This window comes from Scytonema hofmannii PCC 7110 (genome assembly GCF_000346485.2).
GTDB lineage: Bacteria > Cyanobacteriota > Cyanobacteriia > Cyanobacteriales > Nostocaceae > Scytonema > Scytonema hofmannii.
In genome coordinates this window covers 10356865-10381080 of sequence record NZ_KQ976354.1, presented here as the reverse complement: position 1 = coordinate 10381080, position 24216 = coordinate 10356865, and the positions used below count along the sequence as shown (strand labels likewise).

The 24216-nt window shown below is 42.6% G+C and carries 16 protein-coding genes; 7 read left to right on the top strand and 9 right to left on the bottom strand.

Features of this window, described 5'->3' with window-relative positions; genetic code table 11:
* Positions 1-120: 120 nt before the first annotated feature.
* The gene (locus tag WA1_RS43710) at positions 121-2400 is read left to right on the top strand and encodes an amylo-alpha-1,6-glucosidase (RefSeq protein ID WP_066613259.1); all 2280 of its coding nucleotides are present in this window, start codon (positions 121-123) and stop codon (positions 2398-2400) included.
* Between the two features lie 99 nt (positions 2401-2499).
* Here the strand turns inward: WA1_RS43710 and WA1_RS43705 are convergent, their stop codons facing one another.
* Together WA1_RS43705 and WA1_RS43700 are read right to left on the bottom strand one after the other, a co-directional pair.
* On the bottom strand, positions 2500-2811 hold the full coding sequence (locus WA1_RS43705) for a DUF2973 domain-containing protein (protein ID WP_017744639.1): 312 nt from the start codon (positions 2809-2811) through the stop codon (positions 2500-2502).
* A gap of 191 nt (positions 2812-3002) precedes the next feature.
* Positions 3003-3341 carry a DUF2605 domain-containing protein gene (locus WA1_RS43700; RefSeq protein ID WP_017744638.1) on the bottom strand — a complete coding sequence of 113 codons (339 nt, stop codon included), beginning with the start codon at positions 3339-3341 and terminating at the stop codon, positions 3003-3005.
* Between the two features lie 973 nt (positions 3342-4314).
* On the opposite strand from WA1_RS43700, the gene thrS reads away from it, so the two are divergent.
* The 3 genes from thrS to WA1_RS43685 all read left to right on the top strand — a co-directional run bounded on the left by thrS (position 4315) and on the right by WA1_RS43685 (position 6734).
* Positions 4315-6144, top strand: coding sequence for a threonine--tRNA ligase (gene thrS / locus WA1_RS43695; protein WP_017744637.1), 1830 nt, complete (start codon positions 4315-4317; stop codon positions 6142-6144).
* 75 nt (positions 6145-6219) lie between these two features.
* Positions 6220-6408: a hypothetical protein gene (locus WA1_RS43690; RefSeq protein WP_017744636.1), complete on the top strand. Its 189-nt coding sequence runs from the start codon at positions 6220-6222 to the stop codon at positions 6406-6408.
* Positions 6393-6734, top strand: coding sequence for a type II toxin-antitoxin system RelE/ParE family toxin (locus WA1_RS43685; RefSeq protein ID WP_017744635.1), 342 nt, complete (start codon positions 6393-6395; stop codon positions 6732-6734). The genes WA1_RS43690 and WA1_RS43685 overlap by 16 nt, the downstream gene beginning before the upstream one ends.
* Positions 6735-6836: 102 nt before the next feature.
* Here WA1_RS43685 and bcp read toward each other — a convergent pair whose 3' ends face one another.
* The 3 genes from bcp to psaM all read right to left on the bottom strand — a co-directional run bounded on the left by bcp (position 6837) and on the right by psaM (position 8115).
* On the bottom strand, positions 6837-7319 hold the full coding sequence (bcp, locus tag WA1_RS43680; protein ID WP_017744634.1) for a thioredoxin-dependent thiol peroxidase: 483 nt from the start codon (positions 7317-7319) through the stop codon (positions 6837-6839).
* 33 nt (positions 7320-7352) lie between these two features.
* Positions 7353-7757, bottom strand: a complete 405-nt coding sequence (locus tag WA1_RS43675) for a slr1601 family putative cell division protein (protein ID WP_017744633.1) — start codon at positions 7755-7757, stop codon at positions 7353-7355.
* 223 nt (positions 7758-7980) lie between these two features.
* Complete coding sequence (gene psaM, locus WA1_RS54125) at positions 7981-8115, bottom strand: photosystem I reaction center subunit XII (protein WP_081403060.1); 135 nt, start codon at positions 8113-8115, stop codon at positions 7981-7983.
* Between the two features lie 296 nt (positions 8116-8411).
* Between psaM and WA1_RS43670 the strand changes: the two genes are divergently transcribed.
* Positions 8412-9731, top strand: coding sequence for an FGGY-family carbohydrate kinase (locus WA1_RS43670; protein ID WP_066613256.1), 1320 nt, complete (start codon positions 8412-8414; stop codon positions 9729-9731).
* A 31-nt stretch (positions 9732-9762) separates the two neighbouring features.
* Here the strand turns inward: WA1_RS43670 and tnpA are convergent, their stop codons facing one another.
* Positions 9763-10176 (bottom strand): IS200/IS605 family transposase, encoded by a 414-nt coding sequence (tnpA, locus tag WA1_RS43665; protein ID WP_017750190.1) that lies wholly within the window; start codon positions 10174-10176, stop codon positions 9763-9765.
* 180 nt (positions 10177-10356) lie between these two features.
* On the opposite strand from tnpA, the gene WA1_RS43660 reads away from it, so the two are divergent.
* Complete coding sequence (locus WA1_RS43660; protein WP_017750189.1) at positions 10357-11745, top strand: RNA-guided endonuclease InsQ/TnpB family protein; 1389 nt, start codon at positions 10357-10359, stop codon at positions 11743-11745.
* 236 nt (positions 11746-11981) lie between these two features.
* On the opposite strand, the gene WA1_RS43655 is transcribed toward WA1_RS43660, so the two are convergent.
* The 3 genes from WA1_RS43655 to WA1_RS43645 form a co-directional block, all read right to left on the bottom strand.
* The gene (locus WA1_RS43655) at positions 11982-14081 is read right to left on the bottom strand and encodes an acylase (protein WP_017744631.1); all 2100 of its coding nucleotides are present in this window, start codon (positions 14079-14081) and stop codon (positions 11982-11984) included.
* Between the two features lie 126 nt (positions 14082-14207).
* Positions 14208-15353 carry a PepSY-associated TM helix domain-containing protein gene (locus WA1_RS43650; RefSeq protein ID WP_017744630.1) on the bottom strand — a complete coding sequence of 382 codons (1146 nt, stop codon included), beginning with the start codon at positions 15351-15353 and terminating at the stop codon, positions 14208-14210.
* A 54-nt stretch (positions 15354-15407) separates the two neighbouring features.
* Positions 15408-18095 (bottom strand): TonB-dependent siderophore receptor, encoded by a 2688-nt coding sequence (locus WA1_RS43645; RefSeq protein ID WP_017744629.1) that lies wholly within the window; start codon positions 18093-18095, stop codon positions 15408-15410.
* Positions 18096-18843: 748 nt separating this feature from the next.
* Here WA1_RS43645 and WA1_RS43640 point away from each other — a divergent pair.
* Positions 18844-24201 (top strand): non-ribosomal peptide synthetase, encoded by a 5358-nt coding sequence (locus tag WA1_RS43640; protein WP_017744628.1) that lies wholly within the window; start codon positions 18844-18846, stop codon positions 24199-24201.
* Positions 24202-24216 lie beyond the last annotated feature (15 nt).

The following is a 24216-nucleotide window of genomic DNA, read 5'->3' as shown; positions in this document are numbered from 1 at the left end:
GGCTTGCGCCAAAGGCGATAAGCACTCTTTCAGCTTGCGCTAAGAGCGATAAGCACTCTTTCAGCTTGCGCTAAGAGCGAACGCGAAAAAAAAGTAGACCTGTACACACGGATATTGCTGATGACACCGGATACCCTCATGACCCCGGAGAAAATTATTCTGGACGGAAAAACCTTTGTTCCTGCTGACCAAGTACCTATTTCAGAGTGGCCCTGCGTCATCAGTGAAAAACCGCAACCAACGTTGACGGTTAAAGATGATGATTTATTTTTCATAACAGACACTCTAGGAAATGTCTCTGGCTGCGGGCTAAATGACGGTCCCAGTTTGGGGCTGTTCTGCAGTGATACCCGATTCCTCAGCCGTTTGGAATTGCAAATTGAAGGGCATTCCCCCGTACTCCTCAGCAGTACAGCCGACAAAGGATTTTCACTGTCAGTATTATGTACTAATCCCAGAATAGACGAACGCCTGAGGCCAGATACATTAGGTATTCGTCGGGAATTTGTACTGAATGGCGCTTTGTTTGAAGAATTGGAGATAGCAAATTATAGCACAACTTCCATTTCTTTTGAACTAAGTATCAGCTTTGAAGCAGATTTTGCCGATTTATTTGAAGTTCGTGGCTATAGCCGAGACAATCGGGGTAAACTTTTGCGGCATATAGAGGAAGCACACGAGGAAACATCTTCTCTTGAAGGCATTCTTGCACAAGCTCAAAACCCCACCCATAAGGAACAATCACTCTCACTTGCCTATCAAGGTCTTGACGGTTTGGTGATGGAATCCCGCATTCAATTCCAGTATCGGCAACCAGACTATTTCAAAGGATATACTGCTATTTGGCGATTGGAATTGGCTTCCCACGAAACCCAAAAGTTGGGCTATCGAGTGAATTTACTCACCAACAACCAATCGAGTTCTACAGTCAGTGCTGCTATCACCTTGGGACAAGCAAAAGCTTCTGAGTTGATGGAAGAGCAAAACTGGGTGCATCAAATTACACAAATTCGTTCGGATAAAAGCTATTTTAATCAAATTATTGAGCGTGCCGAACAGGATATGTATTTATTGCGCCAATCTTTTGGGAAATACAAGACTGTTTCCGCAGGTGTCCCGTGGTTCTCCGCACTGTTTGGCAGAGACTCCATCATTGCGGCTTCTCAAACCTTAATGTTGAATCCTCAGATTGCGAAGGAAACTCTATACATACTGGCAAATTACCAAGGAAAAGTAGAAAACGATCGCCGAGACGAAGAACCGGGTAAGATGTTACACGAGCTGCGGTTTGGAGAATTGGCACGTTGCCAAGAAATTCCTCACACACCTTACTACGGTACGGTGGATGCCACTCCCTTATGGCTGATGCTATATGCTGAATATTATGCATGGACTCATGATGGAGAGACTTTAGAGCAACTTTGGTCTCATGCACTCTTTGCAATGGAATGGATTGACCGCAGTATGAAAAATACGGGTTACCTCAGCTACTATCGCAAATCTAAAAAGGGACTTGCTAACCAAGGGTGGAAAGATTCTGGAGATTGTATTGTTAACCGCAAGGGAGAGTTAGCTAACGGACCGATTTCCCTCTGTGAAGTTCAAGCTTATGTTTATGCTGCCAAACTACGCCTAGCAGAAATTGCTAGGATGAAGAAGCGCATTGATTTGTCAGATCGATGGACGGAAGAAGCCAGAAATCTTAAGCTTCGCTTCAACAGAGACTTTTGGATGGAAGACCAAGATTTTTGTGCCTTGGCTTTAGATGGCGATGGCAAGCACGTAGACAGTATTACCTCGAATCCAGGTCACTGCTTGCATTTAGGAATATTTACTCCAGAAAAAGCTTACAGTGTTGCCGAACGATTGCGCGGACCGGATATGTTTAATGGTTGGGGTATTCGTACCTTAAGTAGTTTATCACCTGCTTACAATCCAATGGGGTATCACATTGGTTCTGTTTGGCCTCACGATAACTCCCTCATTGCTATGGGTTTGCGTTCCCTCGGTTTAATCGATCAAGCCTTGGAACTTTTTGAGGGTTTATTCGACATGACTAACCAGCAGCCTTACAGTCGTCCTCCAGAGTTGTTCTGCGGCTACGAGCGCAAGGTCGATAATGCCCCCGTGCAGTATCCTGTTGCTTGTACGCCTCAGGCTTGGGCTACTGGCAGCATTTTTCAACTGCTGCAAATGATAGTTAACTTAGTGCCGGATGCTCCCAACAATTGCTTGCGAATTATCGACCCCGCCTTACCGGAGTCGATCGCTCGTCTGTCCCTACACAATTTGCGCGTTGGTGGTACAATTCTAGACTTAGAATTTGAGCGTTCCGGAAGCACAACAGCTTGTCGCGTTGCCAAGAAACGCGGTAACCTCCGAGTTGTGATTGAAGCCTGATAAAATTTTGGATTTTAGATTTTAGATTTTGGATTGAGAATTTCAAATCCAAAATCCAAAATCCAAAATCTAAAATTCATTTAATCCAAAATCTAAAATTTATTCTTCCTTTTGGTTCTCGATTTTCTGTCCTGGAGAAGCTTCGTAAAGTGCATCAAGTTTTTGGCGGGCGTCTTCAACGTTGATCGATCGCATGACTAACAATGGTTCTCTGATTAAGTTACCGGACGCATCAAGTAGCTCTGGATGTGGTGTAAATGATTTATGAGTGCTCCGATCTCCTAAAGATACGGATTTTGGCGGGTAAACTCGCTCTCTGTCAAAACTAAATAAAATCAAATTGCGAATTAAGTTTGCAACTGCTATGAAAGCTAGTAGGGTAAAAGCAAAAATGTAAAGTAGATGTAACATTGTTTTTCCTCCAGAAGTAGCAAATTCTAATGATGAGTTTTTAAATGCAGTCAGTGAATCCCAAAGATGCCAAATGCTTAACGCACTCCAGGTGCGCTTATATTCATAAAAATGAGAAATTTTAACTCAGAAAAAGGAAAGGTAGCATAATATACACATTGTTTTTGGAAAAAATGTTAATGAATCTTGACTTATATGCTGTCTCTCTGCTGTTCATTATCTCGCATTTGACGGAAGCGCATCGCTACATTCCAGCATTGCGATACCAATTGATGCCAAGGTACTAACGTTGCCATATCAATTCCTACTTTGCTGTCAGTTGCTGTAAATAGCATCTTAGCTGTGTTTACTTCCGCTTGTGCTTGCTTGACTCTCATGAGTAAGTCTGATTGTTCGTTTGGACTCATAAATGAAAGCTGCTCTGTTTCCAAAAAGTTACGCGATCGCGCAAACCAATACTGAAAATCTTCTAATAGTGGTTGCAAAACCGTTTTGAGCAACTCTGATTCAGATAAATTAGAGTCTTGCATAAATGAAAAGCATATTCTTAACTTTCATACTAATATTAACTCTATTTACGATTCTTAACATTTTTTCAATCTCTTTCACAAGTCAGAGATTTTTAAGCATTTGTAACATTAGCTACATTTCACTTATTATATAAAATCTTCAAGGCAATTGTACAGATTCCGCAGAGGGATTTTTAAAAAAACCATAAATACTCTAGCAAAATTGCTGATAATTATCACAACACTTGTATTAATTACTGCACAGTATTTGTCTTCTAAAAGTTTTAAAAGTTTTTAAATATTTTCCTAATTCTCAGAAAACACTCAGAACTCCGACTTCGCAGGAGAAGTCGGAGTTCTGGCAGCCATTTATCCCCAGTCGCCAGTCCCCAACCCCCTAATATAGCGATAAATCATCTTATAATTATGAGTTAACAATAAGTTAAGTTAAACTTATGTACAATCGAGTAAAACTCACCAGAACCGAGAGGATAGTTTAGTGTTGAACTCCTGTTAATAGTAAAATTTTAGAAAAATGTCAAATTAGTGAGAGCCATTAGTTAAAATATAGTGCCAATTCTTTGATTAGAAATAAATTGAGCCGGTGGGTTTGTAAAAATAAACCCACAACTATTCAACTAGTTATATTCAGATTAGATCTGACAAATCAAGATAGACACCCATGGGCAATTGTCCACAACGAGGGAATGAAAATTTCTTACCCCTACTCCCCACTCCCTACTCCCCACTCCCTGGTATCAGAGTCATGAGCGAAAAGCAACTATATACGGTTAGATTTTATGAATGACTTAATAGTTGTTAAACAATGAATGAAGAGACTCAAACATGGTTATATTGAAATACTAAGGTTTACAACCACAACAAATAAAAGCTGACAAGATGAAAATAAAAGTGTATTATAGTTAATTATATTTGTTATAAATTTAACTCATAACTTAACAGTTCAATCGTTTCGCCAATTATTTTATAGCCGATGCCGCCAGAATCATCTAATCAACTAGAACAATCTGAAAAGATAGTATATTTGCCGCGTACTAGCGAGTCAGAGACTCTAAAAAAAATTCGCCACACTGCCTCTCATGTTATGGCGATGGCTGTACAAAAGCTGTTTCCCAAGGCGCAAGTTACAATCGGTCCTTGGATTGAGAACGGCTTTTACTATGACTTTGACAATCCTGAACCCTTCTCAGAACAGGATTTGAAAGCCATTTACAAGGAAATGGTAAAGTTAATTAATAAAAAGCTACCAGTTATTCGAGAAGAAGTGAACCGCGAAGAAGCTGAACGCCGGATTAAAGAAATTAACGAACCATATAAGTTAGAAATTCTAGCGGACATTAAAGAGGAACCGATTACAATTTACCATTTAGGAAATGAATGGTGGGATTTGTGCGCCGGACCTCATGTGGAAAATACAAAGGAGCTTAACCCAAAAGCGATTGAATTGGAAAGCGTTGCCGGTGCTTATTGGCGTGGAGACGAAACAAAAGCACAGTTACAACGTATATACGCAACTGCTTGGGAAACACCAGAACAACTCGCCGAATACAAACGGCGCAAGGAAGAAGCACTACGACGAGATCACCGGAGACTGGGTAAAGAACTGGGATTATTTATCTTTTCTGACTTGGTAGGACCGGGGTTACCATTGTGGACACCGAAGGGAACACTGTTGAGGAGTCTTTTAGAAGACTTTCTCAAACAGGAACAGCTAAAACGGGGATATTTACCAGTAGTCACTCCTCACATTGCCAGAGTTGACTTATTTAAGACCTCCGGACACTGGCAGAAATATAAAGAAGATATGTTTCCTTTGATGGCGGAGGATGAAGAAGCCGAAAAACAAGAGCAAGGTTTCGTCCTCAAGCCGATGAATTGCCCATTTCACATCCAAATCTATAAAAGCGATTTGCGTTCCTATAGAGAACTCCCAATGCGGTTGGCAGAGTTTGGGACTGTTTACCGTTACGAACAATCTGGGGAATTGGGTGGTTTGACAAGGGTAAGGGGTTTCACTGTTGATGATTCTCACTTATTTGTAACGCCAGAACAGTTGGATAATGAGTTCCTCAATGTTGTAGACTTGATTTTGTCGGTCTTCAACAAACTGCAACTGAAAAAGTTTAAAGCTAGACTGAGTTTTCGCGATCCGGCTAGCGATAAGTATATTGGTTCGGATGATGTTTGGGAAAAAGCAGAAGGTGCTATTCAGCGTGCTGTCGAACAGCTAGGAATGGAGCATTTCCTGGGAATTGGAGAAGCAGCCTTTTACGGTCCCAAGCTTGACTTTATTTTTAGTGATGCCTTAGAGCGAGAGTGGCAACTGGGAACTGTGCAGGTAGATTATAATCTGCCAGAAAGGTTTGATTTGGAATATGTGGCTGAAGATGGGGTCCGCAAACGCCCAGTTATGATTCACCGTGCGCCTTTCGGTTCCCTAGAACGGCTGATCGGTATCTTGATTGAAGAGTATGCAGGCGATTTTCCTTTGTGGTTAGCCCCAATACAAGCCAGATTGCTGCCAGTGGGCGAAGGACAACTGGATTATGCTTTGGATGTGGCAGCAAAAATGAGAATGTTGGGTATTCGTGCAGAAGTAGATACCACTGGCGATCGCCTGGGTAAACTGATTCGCAATGCTGAGAAAGAAAAAATTCCCGTCATGGCAGTGGTGGGAGCAAAAGAGGTAGAAAGTAATACTCTCAGTATCCGTACTAGGGCTTCTGGAGAATTAGGTAGTATGCTTGTCTCTGAAGTGTTAGAGAAGATAAAGGATGCCATTGCGAAGTACGAAAACTTTTAACAGAATGTAGATTAAGGGTAGGTTCTTTGCCTACCCTTAAAAAATAATTCATATAAATTTACTAAAAAAAATGCTATGAGTACTACAAAGGAAAAAGTCCAATCTCTGCTGAGCAAACTACCAGATGATTGTTCTGTTGAGGATGTTCAGTATCACCTGTACGTACTTGAAAAAGTGCGACAGGGTTTGTTGGCAGCTGACAGTAAGGACACTATCTCTCAAGAGGAAGCCGAGGCGCTTTTACGTAAATGGCTTATCGAGTAGTTTGGTCTCCCAAAGCGCTTGAAGATGTAGACGCGATCGCGGCATACATATTTCGGGACTCCGCTTCCTACGCTGCCACAGTAGTTCAGAGAATACTTGATTCTTCTCGTAAGTTAAGCCAACTCCCGATTTCTGGACCAATGGTGCCAGAATTTAATGATGGTAGCATTAGGGAACTGTTTGCTTACACCTATCGAATTATTTATCAGATTCAAGGTAACACTGTAACAATTGCGGCAGTTATTCATGGCAAAAGGCTCTTAGCACAAGCACATTTGGAAACGGATGAACAAGATGACAGAGCATCAAAAAAGTATGAATTATAAAGGATAAAGTATCAAAAAATATCATTCTTTATCCTTTTTCTTCATCCATTCTTTACATATCAATTTCAAACCCGGCGCGTCTGTCGTCGGGTTTGCTCATTTTCACGTGGCTATCAATTTTTGTAATTGAGCGAGTACAGCCGCAGCATGACCCTTGGCTTTGACTTTTGCCCAGGTATATGCTATGGTTTGGTCGGGCGCAATCAGAAAGGTTGAACGTTCCACACCCATGTACTCTTTACCCATAAATTTTTTCAATCGCCATGCACCGTAAGCGTCAGCGACTTGATGCTCTGGATCGCTTAATAATGTAATTGATAAGTTATGCTTGTTGATAAATTTACAATGATTTTTTTCTGTGTCTACACTGACACCTAAGACTTTTGCATTCAATTTGCTAAAGTCTTGACTTAATTCAGTGAAGTCCTTAGCTTCTGTCGTACAACCAGGAGTGTCATCTTTTGGGTAGAAGTAAAGAACAATCCACTGATTGGAAAAATCACCCAAACTCACTTGATGACTATCTTGGTCTGGTGCGGAAAAATCAGGCGCTTTTTCTCCAGGTTGAGGTATGTTGTCTGCCATAAAGTTGTTGAGTAATACGTAATCGGACAGAAATTAATCTGATTCTGATTGTTCCACTTCTGTCCTATTTTTGGGGAACACGACCTGACGCTGAGAAGGGTCAAATCGGTAGCCCTCTTCTTGCATAATTCTTTGAGTTTGGCGTGGGTCAAAGTTCCGACTAAATTCAGCCTGCAAATCATAAACCCGTCCTTCCACCTGCTGCACATCAACGCGGATAGCTCTTAGCTTTTCTTGCTGCGACCAGTGATAAGGCAAAAGCTGAATTAGGGCGGAAATAGCAGCTGCTGATATGACAATATTAACCCCAATCTTTGCTGTGGTTTCCAGTGCCATCACTTGGTAAGAGCGTTGACGAAGACGCCGCTTTGGGCGAGGAGTGACTCGACGCTTTTCTATTGGTTGCAGCGGTGGTCTAGACGGTTGAAAAGCATTCATGGTAGTAAAAAAATAATCGTAACTCTACACCACAAAAAGCGCATCTGCACTTATTGCAGTTTTATTTGCTGTCATATTACTTCATTTTTTCAACTTGGTACACTGAGATTTTGGTAAAAAAATCCTGGCTTTACGGATACAGTTTTCAGTTGTGATGACACCAAGCCGCAAGTGCCTAAAAACCGTACTCGTAAAGCCAGGTTAATAACCTTCTACAAGAGGGTTATGAATCGTAAAGTGATGCTGCTAAACGCCAAGCCAGAACGCCTGGGATAAGCGCGACAACAAGTGCGATGTACACTTGAGTATCTGAGATACTAGTTACTTGGGCGAGATAGAGAAGATTTGGGATCGACATGGTTTAAACCTCACAATCTCAACGATTTTGAACAGTTCGTTTACTACTTTTCACTGTTTTGCGAAGATTGGGGAATAGGTTGTTACAAGATGCAACATAAACAAGTCAAAAGTCAAAAATCTAAAGTCAAAAGTTAGAAAAATTCAAAAGATGTCAAGCTTATTTAATAAAACTTATTAAATTAAAAAAGGAATACAACAGGTAGTTAGATAAGAATAAGTCCGGGTAAGGCTTTCTCAATCCAAAATCCAAAATTCGTTAATCGAAAATCCAAAATCCAAAATCCAAAATAACTTATGAGCTTGTATTTGGGTATAGACTTTGGTACATCGGGTGCAAGGGCTGCAGTCATTGACAAAGACGCTTGTATCCAGTTTGAGGGGCGCTATCCTTTTGATATGTTAAATGCCTTTGACCTAACAAACTGCTGGAAAGATGCTTTATTTAACCTGCTTGAGCAAATTGCAGAGGAATTAAGGCGAAAAGTTAGAGCGATCGCTATCAATGGGACTTCTTCTACAGTCTTGTTATGCGACAGCACGGGTCAACCTGTGGATACACCTCTGTTGTACAACGATGGACGAGGAGCGATCGTGATGGAAGAGTTAAAAACGGTAGCCCCTCCCAATCATACAGTTTTAGGTGCGACTTCTAGCCTTGCCAAACTTTTATGGATGTCACAATTGCCATCTTTTGCTGAAGCAACACACTTCCTGCATCAAGCAGACTGGCTGGCATTTCTTTTACATGGGCAATTGGGTGTTAGCGATTACCACAATGCATTGAAGTTGGGTTATGACGTGGAAAAGTTAGAATATCCGGATTGGCTGGAACAGTTACAAATTAAAGTTCATTTACCAAAAGTTCTCGCTCCAGGTACACCCATTGCAGAATTACGTGCTGAAGTTGCAGATGGGTTGGGGTTTCGTCGCGATTGTTTGGTTTGTGCTGGCACAACTGATAGTATTGCAGCTTTTCTTGCCAGTGGTGCAACACTTCCAGGTGAAGCAGTGACTTCTCTGGGATCGACGTTGGTACTGAAACTGTTAAGCCGAATTCGTGTAGACGATCCAAGGTACGGAATTTACAGCCACCGCTTGGGAGATCTGTGGCTGACGGGAGGGGCTTCTAATACGGGAGGTGCAGTCCTTAAGCAATTTTTTACTAATGCAGAGTTAGAAAGCCTCAGTCAAGAGATTGATGGGTTCAAAGCAAGTCAGTTGGATTACTATCCGTTATTAAAGCCAGGGGAGAGATTTCCGATTAATGACCCAAATTTGTCTGCGCGATTGGAACCGCGTCCGGAGAGTCAGGTGGAATTTTTACACGGTTTGTTAGAAAGCATTGCTCGGATAGAAGCAAGGGGATATGAGTTATTGCAGGATTTGGGGGCTGATAAGTTAACTCATGTTTATACGGCTGGGGGTGGTGCGGGAAATCTTGTTTGGCGGGTTATTAGAGGGCGTCTTTTACAGGTACCTGTTGAGTGTTCTGTGAATGCGGAAGCAGCTTTTGGAACTGCTTTGTTGGCAATGCGGGGGATAGGAATAGTTTCTTCTTTACCTATCAAAACAGCATGGGAGGGTGAGAACCCCTGCGCTTCAGCCAGGGGATGAAACCCGACTCAACAGGTTTTAACCTGTTGTCTCACTTCCCACGCTGGTTCTCAATGTACTTTTTAACTACCTCTGTGCTAACTTGACCTGTTGACGCTACAAAGTAGGTTGGAGTCCACAAAGCAGGTAGTTTTAAAAGTTCTGGAAATTCTTTTCTTAGATGATGGGATGCTCTACCTTTAACCCATTTAGCAATCTGTGAAGGCGCTTCATCTGTAGGTGCATTAATAAACATATGCACGTGGTCGGGTTGAATTTCTAATGCAATGAGTCTCCAGTTGTGTTCTTGCACTAGTTCAAAAATAATTTCTTGCAGTCTTCTTGCCACATCGGTGACCAATACGGGTCTTCGTCGTTTTGGTACAAATACAAAATGATAATTGATTGAGGACACGGAATTCTCCGTTCTTCTGTAGTCATGGTCTTCTTTTGAGAGCTTTGCCATTTTCCGGAGTATTGTTGACTTTATATGTAGTAACTAATATAATAAACGACAGGAGGTGATGACGACGCATTGTCCCCTCAAAAATGGGGCAGCCTTCCTGAGGTTGCAATCCCTAATACAGATGAACAATTTGTTTTTAAGGCTGCCCCATTTTTGTACGTGTAAGACCCCCGTGACAAGGTGTACAAAACTTTACCAGTTAAAGCAAGGTTTACAGATATTGAACAAGCGTTTTGGCTAGACCAGTGCCAACACGCTAACAGTTTGATTAATTGCGCTCTTTATCATGTTCGTCAAACTCATTATTCAAGACTTGAAGAGTCGGGTAATGCTTTCACGACCTACTGGAAAGGTGATGAATTACGCCACGGATGGAAAACCTACAGATGCAATACTACTTATCCAGAACTTGATAAAATTCTCAAAGACAATCCACATTACAAGGCTTTGGCTGCACAGGCTGCACAGCAAACATTGAAATCTATTGGTGAGTCAATTACTTCTTACAACGGACTTGTTAATGCTTATTACAGAGGTGAGGTTGATAAACCATCGTTACCACAATATAGAAAAAGCGGTGGACTGGCGGCAGTTACGTTCCCAAGGCAAGCACTTACTTACAAAAATGGTTGTTTTTATCCTTCGATTAGTAGAGAAACTAAACCACATTTGTTAGCTGAAATTGCTTTACCATTACCAGAATTCATTGATTCAGATTGGGTGAAGGAAGTGACAGTTCGTCCTTGTTACGGTCAGTTTTGGATTAATTGGGTAATTGATGATGGCAAGCAAATAATGGAGATGAATCCCAATCTTGTTTACACGCAAGCTTGGAGTTTTGACCACGGTGGAAATAATTGGTTAACAGGTGTTTCAACACTTGGGCAGAGCTTAATTATTGATGGTAGAAAGTTACGTTCAATGAATCAGGGTTACTGCCGTCTTGTTGCCAAATATAAGCAAGGGAAGTCAGATTTTTACTGGGACTCTAACCTTGATAGGATTCAACGCAAACGCAATAACCAGATGAGAGATGCCATTAATAAAGCAGCTAGGTTTATTATTAATCGATGCCTCGCTGATGGTGTGGGAAATCTTATTATTGGTTGGAATGAGGGACAGAAGAATGGTTCTGATATGGGCAAGCGTGGCAATCAAAATTTTGTACCCATTCCAACGGGTAGATTGATTGAACGTCTTAAACAACTTTGTCCAGAGTACGGAATTGTTTTAACAATTACCGAAGAGAGCTACACATCCAAGAGTTCATTTCTTGATGATGACTTGCTACCTACATTTGGTGAGAAACCCAACGGATGGAAGCCATCAGGTGAAAGAATTGAACGTGGTCTTTACAAAACCTTTCTTGGTTTTGTAATCAATGCTGACTGCAACGGCGCAGCCAACATCATGCGTAAAGTAGCCACACAGCTAGGACTTGTCTTAGTTAAGGTGGGTAGGGCAGTTTTGAGTCTGCCACATCGGTATGACTTGTTCCGCGATCTAAAGAATTCATTTCGCAATTCGTTGCGAAGTGCGTCTTTAGACCACGTAGCAACATCCATTTAGAATCCCTCGTGTTTCAACCGAGGGAGAACTCAAACGTAGTTTGTAAAATCCCTCCCAATCACCTTTCTTTTTCTTGGCGTCCTTGGCGTCTTGGCGGTTTTTTAATAAGTAATCTTCTGGCAGAAAGTGCTTAGTTTTATAGGTATCAAGGGATGAGTTGCCAGAAACCAGGTTTCGCAGGAGTTACCCGGTTTCTAATTTTCGCTTATCCAAATTGACCAAAGTCAATGTCCTATTCAAAACATCTTGCGTTCTTCTAAATGGGTAAGGATGTCTTGACGATCGCGCCACACTGGGCGCAATTGTTTATTTACAAACATTGGCAATTGGTCTCCAACATGAGGTGAACCTGGTTGTGTGGCATTGCCGTAGCTAGTGAGTGCCATTGCTTTTACTGGTTGAGAAAACTCAATGGCAGCGACAAAGGAATCACCTGCGACTGCTTGGAAACGATCTTGTGAAGCAGGCGCAAAATTGAGAACGCGGAAAATACCAAGACTTCCCGAACCACCATTAGCAGGCAAATTCTTGTTACTGACTAGCAACCGAAAAACATCTCCCCAAGCTACATCTAGCGCCCCGTATGTCTTTTCCACTTTGGCAGCAACAACTTCTAGTGTTGCAATTGCACTCTTGGGATCGGCTAAACCGTCTGGAGTGGTGAGTGGAGAGTTTTCATTCCAAGGTTTGGTAAAGGCTTTATCCCAGTCTATTTGTTCTGCCCAAGCCGCGAAAAGGACTGCACCTTTGCTATCTGCATCTGCTTGTCGATCCCATGCGTCTAGGACATCAGCTGCTCGTCGTGCTAATTCACTTCCTTGTTTTTGGGCTGCAGGGACTAGGTCATCCAATATACGATCTGCCAGTTCCATGCGAGTCGAATGTTTGTATTCCACCATTTCATTGAAAGTGATTTTGTCATCCTCAAAGAGCATCCGGGTTGAGCGTTGCGATCGAAAGTCCATGAAACGAGGTGCCATGTAAGATGGGTAATTATCTGCTTTAATAGCGGTGGGAAATGTTGTTGTCCATGGTGGGTCATTGGCGTTTTGTAACCAGCCACTTTGCGGGTCAACAATGCGTGGTAAATCTTTGTAGGGATGAATTTTTGTCCATAACGTTTTAGAAGTGTCACCGGGAATAATTCCTTGCCAATATTCAAAATCGCCCTTTTGGCGAATTGGAACTTGACCGTTAAACAGGTGCATGATATGTCCGTCTTTATCTGCGTACATGACGGTGAACATTGGCAATTGCAGGCGTCCGAGTGCAGTTTCAAATTGTTTTAAGTTCTGAGAACGTGCCATATCCCACCACTGCTCTAACACACCAGGTCGATCAAGACCAACAACGCGTAGCGCCACAGCTTTGCCGTCTTTCTCTGACACCACGGGTCCGTGAATAGACTGTTTGACGACTAGGGGTTGGTCGCTCAACGTGCCGTCTTTTTGTTTTACCTTTACCGAAAGGGTTGTTGTTTTAAAGGGACGAATTTTGCCATCAAAACTATAACCATTGTCAGCCAGTTTGAGTTCGTAAGCATCCCAGCCATCGTGAGTATTGACGGTGTGAGTCCAGCCCAAATTATCGTTGAATGCGATCGCTAACACGGGAATTCCAACAAGTGTTGCTCCATAGGCATCAAGACCCGGAGCAGTCATTTGCGCTTCGTACCATAAGAATAAATCTGACCAAGGTAAGTGGGGGTTTGCAAGTAGCATTGCCTTGCCAGTTGCAGAACGCGAGGGAGCGATCGCCCAACCATTAGACCCGGCTTTTGATTCTTCCTTGGAGATACCTGCAACCGCTTGTGGGTTAGCAACAAAAGTAAAATGTAGGACTCGGTGTAAGTGAGCCATCACATCTTCGGCTTTAACTGGTAGCACAACTTCTACCTCATCGTCAAGTTTTTCACCATGCTCCCGTGCATAGGCATTAATTCCAGCAGCAAAGGCATCGAGATAGCTGCGAAAAGCCGGACTTTGTGCCTTATACCAAGAACGAGCGCGTTCTGGCACTCCTGTAGTGAGTACCCAACGGTCTGAGTCTAAATATTTTTCTCCCCAGTACTCAGCAGCACGTCCCCGTGCTTGACCGTATAGACGCAAAAGCAAGTTCCCGTGGCTTTGCATTTGCGCCCACCCGAAGGCTTGAAATGCACTTGCTTCATCCTTACCATATATGTGGGGTATGCCATAAGTATCCCAGAGTATTTCCGTGGATGTTGCTACTTGTGCGGAAGTTTGGCACCCCATAACTAAAGCAAAGACAAGACCAATTACAAATGATAAGAGTCGGAATGATTTTTTTTGGAAAGCTTTGTGTAAATGAACCATATTTTAGTTTCTGGAATTTATTAGGAGAATGTAAACGAACTCAAACATTCTTTAGACATATTAGACATAACTTTTTTGACAAATTCATTCTGAAAAAACATAGATTTGGGCAGATTCAGTTGTTAGTTAAGTTCGACTTTGCTCTGATAGTTCTACCGCAGGATTAAGACTACTTGGTTTTGCAAGGTAACGATACCGCCACATTACAAAGCCAGTGATGAACAGAATCAGTGGTGCAAGACCAACAAAGACGTAAAGAATACGAGTTGGTAAACCGCCAAAAGTACCAAAGTGCAATGGTATAAACAAGTCCAAAATTTTGTCGCCCAGAGATTGTTTAAGTGCGTTCTTTAACCGAACTATTTCACCCGTGTACCGATCTAGATAAACCTGGCTGTAACCGTATTTCCAGCTTTCTTGGGGGAATTTTTTCCCCACTCTAAGAGCATCTTCTGGTTTTGTTGGCAGGACGATATAAGTCGTGACTGCATCTGGTAATGCCATATCTGATTTTTGCAGCAATTGTGTAAGTTTTAGCCCAGAAGAGCCTTTAATGGGAATGGAAACAGGGTTGGGTAGATTGGGAGTGAAGGTTACAGCAAAGATGACAGGTTTGGCGAAATCATAGAAATTCCAACAAAATCCAGTGAACCCCGTCAATCCCAAGAAAACAGCTGCAATAATTCCTACGACTTTATGGATGTCAAAGTTACCTCGCTTGGGGTGTGCATCAAGCTTGATTTTGAAACCAGAAATTAGCCTTCGCCAACCAGGCCAGAGAATAATACCTGTAATACTGAGGATGAATAGTAAAAGTGCGACTACCCCAAGAATTTGGCTTCCGGTTTCGCCAGCCAGAAGTTGGTAGTGTAGTTTGATTGCGAGTGTTCTGAAGGTGCGATCGCTGTTGCGACTGCCCATGATTGTACCCGTATAAGGATTGACATTGACTTCTGTGCGATTGCCTTTAGGGGAGCTAAGGAAGATTTGGTAAGGGGCATCCGGTTCTGGTATTGTGCTGATAAAAGTAGCTTTGATATCTGGCTGGTCGCTGTAAGCCGCTTTGACCTTATCTAGCACGGATTCAATGGACATCCTTTGCCCAGAGGGGAGAATGTGCCCAATTTGACGACGAAGCAGAAAATGGTCGATTTCATCGGAAAATACCAGCAGGCTACCTGTTAAGCCTACGATGATTAACAGCAGTCCCACGGCTAACCCGATGTAGCGGTGAAGGTGAAAAGCGAAGGAGCGTAATTTGAATGGCTTCATGATAGATGTCCACAATATTCAGCAGCAGCGATCCCTGCAATTTTGGTTGAGAGATTAAAATCTTACAGAAACTGAACCAGTGACAGCAAATGGCGATCCCTGATACACTTGGGCAGCATCTGATGAGGATTCAATATACCTTTTATCAAACAAGTTTTCGATACCCAACCTGAAAGTGAGGTTGTCGATTCTGTAAGCTGCTGCTAAATCCACCCGCACATAGCTGGGAACATCGAAGTTATTAGCATTATCTCCTTTCCTATCACCTACGTAAATCAAACCAGCTGCTAGGCTTAATCCTTGCAAGGTACCTTTTGTAAAGTCATACTTACCCCAAAGTGCAGCACTATTTACTGGACTATTGACAGGGCGATTTCCCTCTAATTGTGGGTTATTGAGATTTTCAGTGATTTCAGCATCAAGCAGCGTATATGCGGCGATGAGACTGAAGTTATCAGTGATTTTTCCTGTCATATCAAATTCAAAGCCGCGACTGCGAATTTCTCCCACTAGGACGTTAAACTCAGGATTATTTCGATCAGTTTCACCAATATTGGTCTGGGTTAAATTAAACAAAGCAGCTGTAATACTCAGTCGATCATTGAAGAAGTTTGCTTTTGCACCAATTTCGTATTGCGTTGCTGTTTTAGGATCGAGAAACCCTTCGGGGGTTCTGCCAGTATTTGGTGTCGTTGATTTGCTGTAGCTGCCATAAAGAGAGAGTGAATCTGTGAGGCTGTACACTAGTCCCAGACTTGGAGCAATATAATCACCTTCTTGGCTAGTTTGATTATTATTTTCGTTTCTAAACTCGGCATAGCGAAGACCCGCAAGGAAACGGAAGCGCCCAAGAGTTATGAAATCCTGAATGTAAACGCCGTAATCTTCATTACTGAAGCTGGTAAAAGCAAGTCCTAAATCAGTAGGAGTCGGTGTATCAAAAATTGGATTAGCGACATTAACTCTTCCAACAAAAATAGAGCGGTTATTTCCAATAAACTCACTCTTAAATTTGTTGTACTCAATCCCTACTAGAAGCTTGTGTTGAGATGATCCAAGGTTGAAATTTCCTCGTATTTCTCCACGTAGATTATACTGGGTATAATCGTCGTCAATCTCTCTGTAAAGGTTTTGAAGAGTATTGCCACTAAATCTAAAAGCAGTAAATATGTTTTCATCTCTACTGGTATGTAAGTAGTTCCCACCAAGATTCAGCGACCAGTTCTTACCAAGAGGTTGATCCAGGTATGCACTAACTCGATAATTATCGCGCTGGCTATCGCTTCGAGGGTCAGTGTAACTGCGATCGTAGAAAAAACGATCGTTAAAAAACTTGATTCCAGCATTAAAGTCTTTACTTTGTTGCAAATACTCGGCTTCAAGAGTTAAGGAACCACCTCCGCCAGTATTCCACCTAAGTGATGGAGCAATGAAAATACGATTATCTTCAACGTTGTCATAGAAGGAGTCTGCACTCTGCAAAGCGACGATCAATCGGTAAAGCAAGTTGTTATTTCGATCCAGGGGACCTGTTAAGTCAATTTCACCTCGATAAAAATTGAAGCTCCCAGCTTCAAAGGAAGTTGTGTAGTTGGGCGTAGCTTGCGGCTTTTTGGTAATATAATTAACAACTCCTCCTGGCGCTCCGTTGCCATAGAGTACAGAAGAGAATCCTTTGAGAATTTCAATCCGATCGATATTTGCCAAGTCTCGAACCTGGAATCGAGTATTGTCTCGCAAACTATTGATATAAGTTTGTGACTCTACACTAAATCCACGAATTGTAAACTGAGATAGGAGTCCTCCCTGTGGGCTACTTCCTGCGCCTCGGCTAACACCACTAATGTAAGGAATCAAATCTTCAGCTCGCCGAGCAGCTTTGTCTTCAATCAATTCTCTGGTAATCGTACCGATGGAGGCTGGCGTCTCTAGTAGTGGAACATCTAGTCTTGTTCCAGTCGTTGCATCAGGTACAGTATATCCGTCTTGCTCACCTGTGACCACCAATTCAATTGGCTCATCACCCTGAGTTGATGGTTGGGTTGGCTTTGTTTCACTGCTAGGCTCAACTGATTCAGGCTCTTTTTGTGTTTGGGGTTGTTGCTCCTGCTGCATAGAAGGTTGGGGATTCGCAATGCTCAAAATCAAACCCTCGTTCGAACTATCAAACAACTCGACAGTTGGGACAACAGTCTCACCTATGACTGAGACCCGAATACTCTTGGCATCAAAGTTAGTGACCGTTATCTGAGTAATCCCAGCAAGTGGTTTTTCAGCGCGAAATGTAAATGCCTCACCACTGGGTAGACGCAGTTGAGCATTTGGAATGTCGGCGATAAAGCTATTGCCAGCACTGCGATTTATGATTTGTAACTGTTGCGCTTTTGCGGTTTGTAAAATCACCTCCACACCTTGCTTGGTGGAATTGGCTTTCACGCCTGTCACTTGCACAACTTCTGATGTGGGAGATGTTTGGGGTACTGGTGACTGTACGAGTAACATTTGGGCGCTCTTGAGTGGGTGCTCTATCTCACTTAAAAGCCGAATCTTTCCAGTCGCCTCAACAGGCTGCGCTTTGGTCACTAGAGGTGCTTGTCGAGCAGAACCCACGCTCTTGTCAATAGCTCCTGTAGTCTTTTTCAGTTTAATTGATAATATTTCCTCACTTTTCCCAGGAGCTGTGACCAATACCACAATCGCGCTTGACAGCAACAGATTGGGAACAAGTTGCCCTAATTTCATTATTTCTCTTTGAACTCCATCACGCCACTGAATCTGCAGCTGGTTATGCAAGCAGGATAGAGATTATTGAAAGTTATTTGCACTGAGAAAGCAAGCCCCATAAAACTACAACAAATAAAAATTTACATTATTTGAGTAAATTTAACCCAATTATGACTACTTTTTATCACTAATTGATGAGATTTAACCTTCATGTTCAGCTGGTCTTCAGCCAAAACTTAGAAGCCTGTTGTTTATTTCTACACCAAAGAATTCACCGTATAACCAGAGAAAGCATTTAGCCGTCATATCTTCTTGGTGAGTCCATCTCAGTCACTAAGACTACACAGAATCTTTAGACGATCTCGATACAGGCAAAATTTTGATAACTTTGTTTTTAGCATCTACCAAAAGTAATGGTTTTTTCCAAGTATTGGCAGCCAATACTTGGAAAAAATATTGATAACTTATGTCTATAACTCTAGGGGTTGCAAAAGAAATAAACTGCCTGTAAAGTAAAAAGAGTTAACTGAAAATAACTAGCAACAAGCTAAAACGTAAGACCTGCGTGACTAACTGTGTAGTTGCGCTACATATTCTGTAAGATATCTGTAAGATAACAGTTGAGGTTTATCTGAGAAAATTTTCCCTAATTAAATAAATTATGAAGGCTTAAAGGCAGTATCCCTTCTCTGTGAGGGTTAAATTTGTCATTGAGCAAGTCCCGCTTAACCATTGTTTGCGTGTATCTGATTGCCTGAGGCAGAAAATGACTCAAATTCTCAATAAATTACAAAACGTTCCCCATCAGTACAAGACAATCGTTGATATTCTGTGCGCTCGCAGTTCCACAACACCGTCTAAACAAGCATTCACCTTCCTTGAAGACGGAGAGACAATAGAATCAACGCTGACTTATCATGAGTTAGATCGGCGCTCGCGTGCGATCGCCGCCCAACTCCAAGCTCTTGGTTTAAGTGGGGAACGTGCTATATTGCTCTATCCTCCAGGGCTAGATTACCTAACAGCATTTTTTGGCTGTCTCTACGCCCAAGTGGTGGCTGTTCCGGCTTATCCACCGCGCAATCAACGTAATACGCCCAGGATTCAGGCAATTATAAAAGATGCACAAGCAGCAATTATCCTGACAACAACAACGATTCTGCCTACCGTACAGTCTTTACTTGCAAAACAAACAGACCAAGAAAATCTACGTTGGCTGACAACTGACAACTTGGTAGAAGGGATCGAAGATTCTTGGCAAGAATTTGCAATTGATGCACAAGCCTTAGCTTTTCTGCAATATACCTCAGGTTCTACAGGCACACCTAAAGGTGTCATGCTCAATCACAGCAACTTGCTGCACAACGCTGCTGTGACTTACCAATTTATGGAACATTCGCCTGAGAGTCAGTTTATCTCTTGGCTTCCTGTTTACCATGATATGGGATTGATTGGTGGAATATTACAACCTTTGTATGGGGGTTTTTCTTGCGTCTTGATGTCTCCAGCATCTTTTTTGCAACGTCCATACCGATGGTTACGGGCAATTTCTCACTACAAAGGTACGACTAGCGGGGGTCCTAACTTTGCTTATGAGTTATGCATTCACAAGATTACTTCTGAGCAAAGGTCAACTCTCGATTTAAGTAGTTGGAGTGTTGCGTTTAACGGTGCTGAGCCTATCAGACAAGAGACTCTAGAGCGATTTGCAGCCGTCTTTGCTCCTTGTGGATTTCGTCCACAAGCATTCTACCCTTGTTACGGCATGGCGGAAGCAACTCTGATAGTTTCTGGTGGGGTCAAGAAAGTTTTACCTCCTTGCAAAACTGTTGCAAAATCTTCGTTGGAGAAGAACTTAGTCGTTGAAGCATCTGCTGATAGTGACGATCTCCAGACCTTTGTGAGCTGCGGTCAAACTTTACCGCAACAACTTCTTGCGATCGCACACCCGGAGACTCTCACTAGTTGTCACAGTCACGAAGTTGGAGAAATCTGGGTATCAGGACCTAGCATTGGTCAGGGTTATTGGAATCGCCCTCTTGAGACAGAGCAAACATTCCACGCTTACCTCAAAGACACAGGTTTTGGACCATTTTTACGCACTGGTGACTTGGGCTTTTTGCAGAATGGAGAACTCTTCATTACAGGTCGAGCCAAAGATTTAATCATTCTCCGTGGTCGCAATCTCTACCCACAAGACATAGAGTTAACAGTAGAACGCAGTCATGTATCATTACGTTTGGGTAGTGGTGCAGCTTTCTCAGTTGAGGTAGAGAATGAAGAACAACTGGTAGTCGTGCAAGAGTTGGAGTTTCGTGCCAAACCGAATCTTGAGGAAGTCATTGCAGCAATTCGTCAAGCAGTGACCGAGGAGCATGAGGTACAAGTTTACACAGTAGTCTTGATTAAAGCAGGTACTATTCCCAAAACCTCCAGTGGTAAGATTCAACGCCGTGCCACAAAAGCAGATTTTCTAGCTGGGAAGTTAGAAATTGTTAGTAGTAACGTCCACAAGAGTGCTAATTTTCAAATAACTGAAAATCGATTACAGCGCGAAATGCTCTTGGCACTGACTCCACACGAGTGTCAGCCGCTTTTAGAGTCCTATTTACAGAATCTCTTAGCACAAGTGCTTTCTATACCACCGCAGGAAATTAAGCCGCAACAGCCACTAAGTTCTTTAGGACTTGATTCTATAAAAGTTTTTGAGTTAAAAAACCGAATTGAGGTTGACCTGAAAGTGGCTGTATCCGTGGCTGATTTTTTTGAAGGTTTGAGTTTGCGAGCGTTAGCGACCAAAATAATTGCTGAACTGACATCAGGGGCTTCTACATTATCAGTGTCCCTCACTCCAGTTCAGAAAACCACGTCCGTTCATCCTCTCTCTTTTGCACAGCAGCGACTGTGGTTTATCAATCAACTAACTTCTAACACTCCTGTATATAACATTCCTATCTTCATTAACTTGACAGGGCATATAAATGTAGACGTGTTGGAACAAAGTCTCAACGAGATCGTGAGACGCCACGATATCTTACGGACAAACTTTGTAGTCAGTGAAGGTAAACCCGTTCAGGTTATTCAACCAGCGGCAGATCTAACTTTGACAATTAAGGACTTGCGAGAATTCTCAGAAAGCGAGCGCACAAAAGAAGTACAACGTCTGTCCACTCTCATAGCTCAACAGTCCTTCGACTTGTCAAGCGAACCGCTTTGGTGTGCAAAACTTCTACGCTTAGCTGAACAAGAGTACAGACTACTCCTGACGCTGCATCATATTATTGCGGATGGATGGTCGATGGGGGTTCTGATTAAAGAACTAGCAGTTTTGTATGAAGCATTCTTGAAAGGAAAACCGTCGCCACTTCCTGAATTACCCATTCAATATGTAGATTTTGCCTATTGGCAGCAACAGTGGTTGAAGAAACAACGTTCACAATCCTTGTTAGAGTACTGGAAGCAGCAGTTAGGTGGCGATTTGCCTATATTAAACTTGCCTACTGACAGTCCGCGCTCTCCAGTTCAAACTTTCAATGGCGCTCAAGCTAAACTAGTTCTGTCTCAAACTTTGACAAAAGCACTGAAGAAACTGAGCCATCAAGAAGGCGTAACCTTATTTATGACCTTGCTAGCGGCTTTTAAAACTTTGCTTTATCGCTATACAGGACAGACAGATCTCTTGGTAGGTTCACCAATTGCTAGCCGCAACCGAGCAGAAATTGAGTCGTTAATAGGATTTTTTGTCAATGTTTTGGTTTTGCGTACCAAACTTGATGGTAAACTCAGTTTTAGAGATTTACTTTTCCAAGTAAAATCAACAGCCTTAGAAGCCTATGTGCATCAAGACCTGCCCTTTGAGAAATTAGTGGAGGAATTACAACCGGAGCGCGACCTCAGTTACAACCCGTTGTTTCAGGTAATGTTTGTTCTCCAGAATATGCCGTTGCCAACTCCTAAGTTATCCAATATATCCATAATCGGTCAAGAGAGCTACAGCGGTACGGCAAAGTTTGACCTGACTCTGTTTATGGAAGACTCTGAACAGGGGTTGGTTGCGACTGCTGAGTACAACACGGATCTGTTTAATGCGGATACTATAACTCGAATGCTGGGGCATTTCCAGACAATGCTTGAAGGTATTATTGCGAATCCCGATAATGCAATTGTCGATTTGCCCTTACTGACTGCATCTGAGAAACATCAACTCATAGTTGACTGGAATGATACTTTGACAGATTATCCGTATAATCAGTGCATTCATCACTTGTTTAAGCAGCAGGTAGAACGAACACCCAATGCGATCGCAGTCGTCTTTGAAAACCAGCAACTGACTTACCGTGAGTTAAACAACCAGGCGAACAGAGTCGCGCACTACTTGCAAAAGTTGGGTGTTATACCAGAGGTGCTTGTTGGTATTTGCATGGAGCGATCGCTGTCCATGGTTGTGGGACTTTTGGGTATCCTCAAAGCAGGCGGGGCATACGTACCGTTAGATCCCGCACATCCCAAAGAGCGATTAGCTTTCATCTTAGAAGACACCCAGAGTCCAGTACTGCTAACTCAGCAGAGGTTGATAGAGAAATTGCCGACTGATAGCACCAAGGTAGTTTGTCTGGACTCTGACTGGGAAGAAATTGCTCGCGAGTGTTCCCAAAACCCTGTCTGTGAGATAAATTCTGCTAACCTAGCTTATGTCATCTACACCTCTGGCTCCACTGGTAAGCCTAAAGGAACATTAATTCCTCATAAAGGATTACTTAACTACTTAACTTGGTGTACCCAAGCTTATACAGTTGAGCTTGGAAAAGGAACTACTGTTCACTCTTCCCTTGCTTTCGACTTAACTATAACAGGTTTGTTTTCACCCTTACTGGTTGGGCGTCAGGTGAAACTCATTGCAGAAAACCAAGGGATCGAGTCGTTGAGTCATACCCTCCGTCAAGAGTCAAACTTGAGTCTCGTTAAAATCACACCAGCTGAACTATTATTACTCTCTGGGCAATTATCATCAAACGAAGTAGCAGGTATAACCAGAGCGTTTATCGTTGGGGGAGAAAATTTGTTGACGGAAAGCACTACTTTCTGGCAAGAGTATGCACCTGACACGATGCTAGTAAATGAATATGGTCCAACGGAGACTGTAGTAGGCTGTTGTATTTATCGAGTGCCCCAGGTTGAGCTTGAGTCAAGTTCAGTTCCTATTGGTCTGCCGATTGCTAACACTCAGCTACACGTGTTAGACCAATATCATCAGCTTGTGCCGATAGGAGTTCCGGGTGAACTACATATTGGCGGTGTCTCTTTAGCCCGTGGTTATTTGAATCGACCAGAACTTACGGCTCTTAAATTCATTCCAAATCCCTTTAGTAACGAGCCGGGAGCGCGATTGTACAAGACCGGGGACTTAGCTCGTTATCGAGCCGATGGAAATCTTGAGTTTTTGGGGCGGATTGACCATCAGGTGAAAGTGCGGGGCTACCGCGTTGAACTCGGAGAGATTGAGGGTCTATTAGGGCAACACCCAGAAGTTCAAGAAGCAGTGGTGCTGATGCGGGAGGATTTACCAGGAAATCAGCGTTTGGTGGCTTATTTTGTTGCCAACACTGAGACAGCGCTTACCACTAGTGACCTGCGGAACTTTCTCAAAGAACAGCTACCAGAATATATGGTGCCGTCGGTGTTCGTGCAGCTAAAGACGCTGCCGTTGACGACGAATGGCAAGATAGATCGTCGGGTATTGCCTGTGCCAGATGGCGATCGTCCAGAGTTAGAAGAGGTTTACGTAGCTCCTCGTTCTGAGATGGAGCGAGCGATCGCTCGTGTTTGGCAAGAGGTGCTGCACTTAGAGAAAGTAGGTGTAAATGACAATTTCTTTGACCTTGGTGGTCATTCATTATTGATAGTTCAGGTTCATAGTAAACTGCAGCAAAATTTGCACCGGAATTTATCAATTGTAGAAATATTTCAAAATCCAACTATCAAATCTTTGGCACAATATTTCAGTCAAAATCCAGAGGATGTGCCTACTTTTGGTTCGATACGTCAGCGCGTGCAAAAGCAAATAGAGGTAAGCAATCGACGCAAAGAATTATTACACAAGCACCCGAGAAAAACTATCCGTTGAAAATCAAGCTATTAA

Excerpts from the sequence above, each read along its gene's own strand:
- WA1_RS43710 (WP_066613259.1), top strand. The coding sequence starts at position 121 with ATGACACCGGATACCCTCATGACCCCGGAGAAAATTATTCTGGACGGA.
- WA1_RS43705 (WP_017744639.1), bottom strand. The coding sequence starts at position 2,811 with ATGTTACATCTACTTTACATTTTTGCTTTTACCCTACTAGCTTTCATA.
- WA1_RS43700 (WP_017744638.1), bottom strand. The coding sequence starts at position 3,341 with ATGCAAGACTCTAATTTATCTGAATCAGAGTTGCTCAAAACGGTTTTG.
- thrS (WP_017744637.1), top strand. The coding sequence starts at position 4,315 with ATGCCGCCAGAATCATCTAATCAACTAGAACAATCTGAAAAGATAGTA.
- WA1_RS43690 (WP_017744636.1), top strand. The coding sequence starts at position 6,220 with ATGAGTACTACAAAGGAAAAAGTCCAATCTCTGCTGAGCAAACTACCA.
- WA1_RS43685 (WP_017744635.1), top strand. The coding sequence starts at position 6,393 with ATGGCTTATCGAGTAGTTTGGTCTCCCAAAGCGCTTGAAGATGTAGAC.
- bcp (WP_017744634.1), bottom strand. The coding sequence starts at position 7,319 with ATGGCAGACAACATACCTCAACCTGGAGAAAAAGCGCCTGATTTTTCC.
- WA1_RS43675 (WP_017744633.1), bottom strand. The coding sequence starts at position 7,757 with ATGAATGCTTTTCAACCGTCTAGACCACCGCTGCAACCAATAGAAAAG.
- psaM (WP_081403060.1), bottom strand. The coding sequence starts at position 8,115 with ATGTCGATCCCAAATCTTCTCTATCTCGCCCAAGTAACTAGTATCTCA.
- WA1_RS43670 (WP_066613256.1), top strand. The coding sequence starts at position 8,412 with ATGAGCTTGTATTTGGGTATAGACTTTGGTACATCGGGTGCAAGGGCT.
- tnpA (WP_017750190.1), bottom strand. The coding sequence starts at position 10,176 with ATGGCAAAGCTCTCAAAAGAAGACCATGACTACAGAAGAACGGAGAAT.
- WA1_RS43655 (WP_017744631.1), bottom strand. The coding sequence starts at position 14,081 with ATGGTTCATTTACACAAAGCTTTCCAAAAAAAATCATTCCGACTCTTA.
- WA1_RS43650 (WP_017744630.1), bottom strand. The coding sequence starts at position 15,353 with ATGAAGCCATTCAAATTACGCTCCTTCGCTTTTCACCTTCACCGCTAC.
- WA1_RS43645 (WP_017744629.1), bottom strand. The coding sequence starts at position 18,095 with ATGAAATTAGGGCAACTTGTTCCCAATCTGTTGCTGTCAAGCGCGATT.
- WA1_RS43640 (WP_017744628.1), top strand. The coding sequence starts at position 18,844 with ATGACTCAAATTCTCAATAAATTACAAAACGTTCCCCATCAGTACAAG.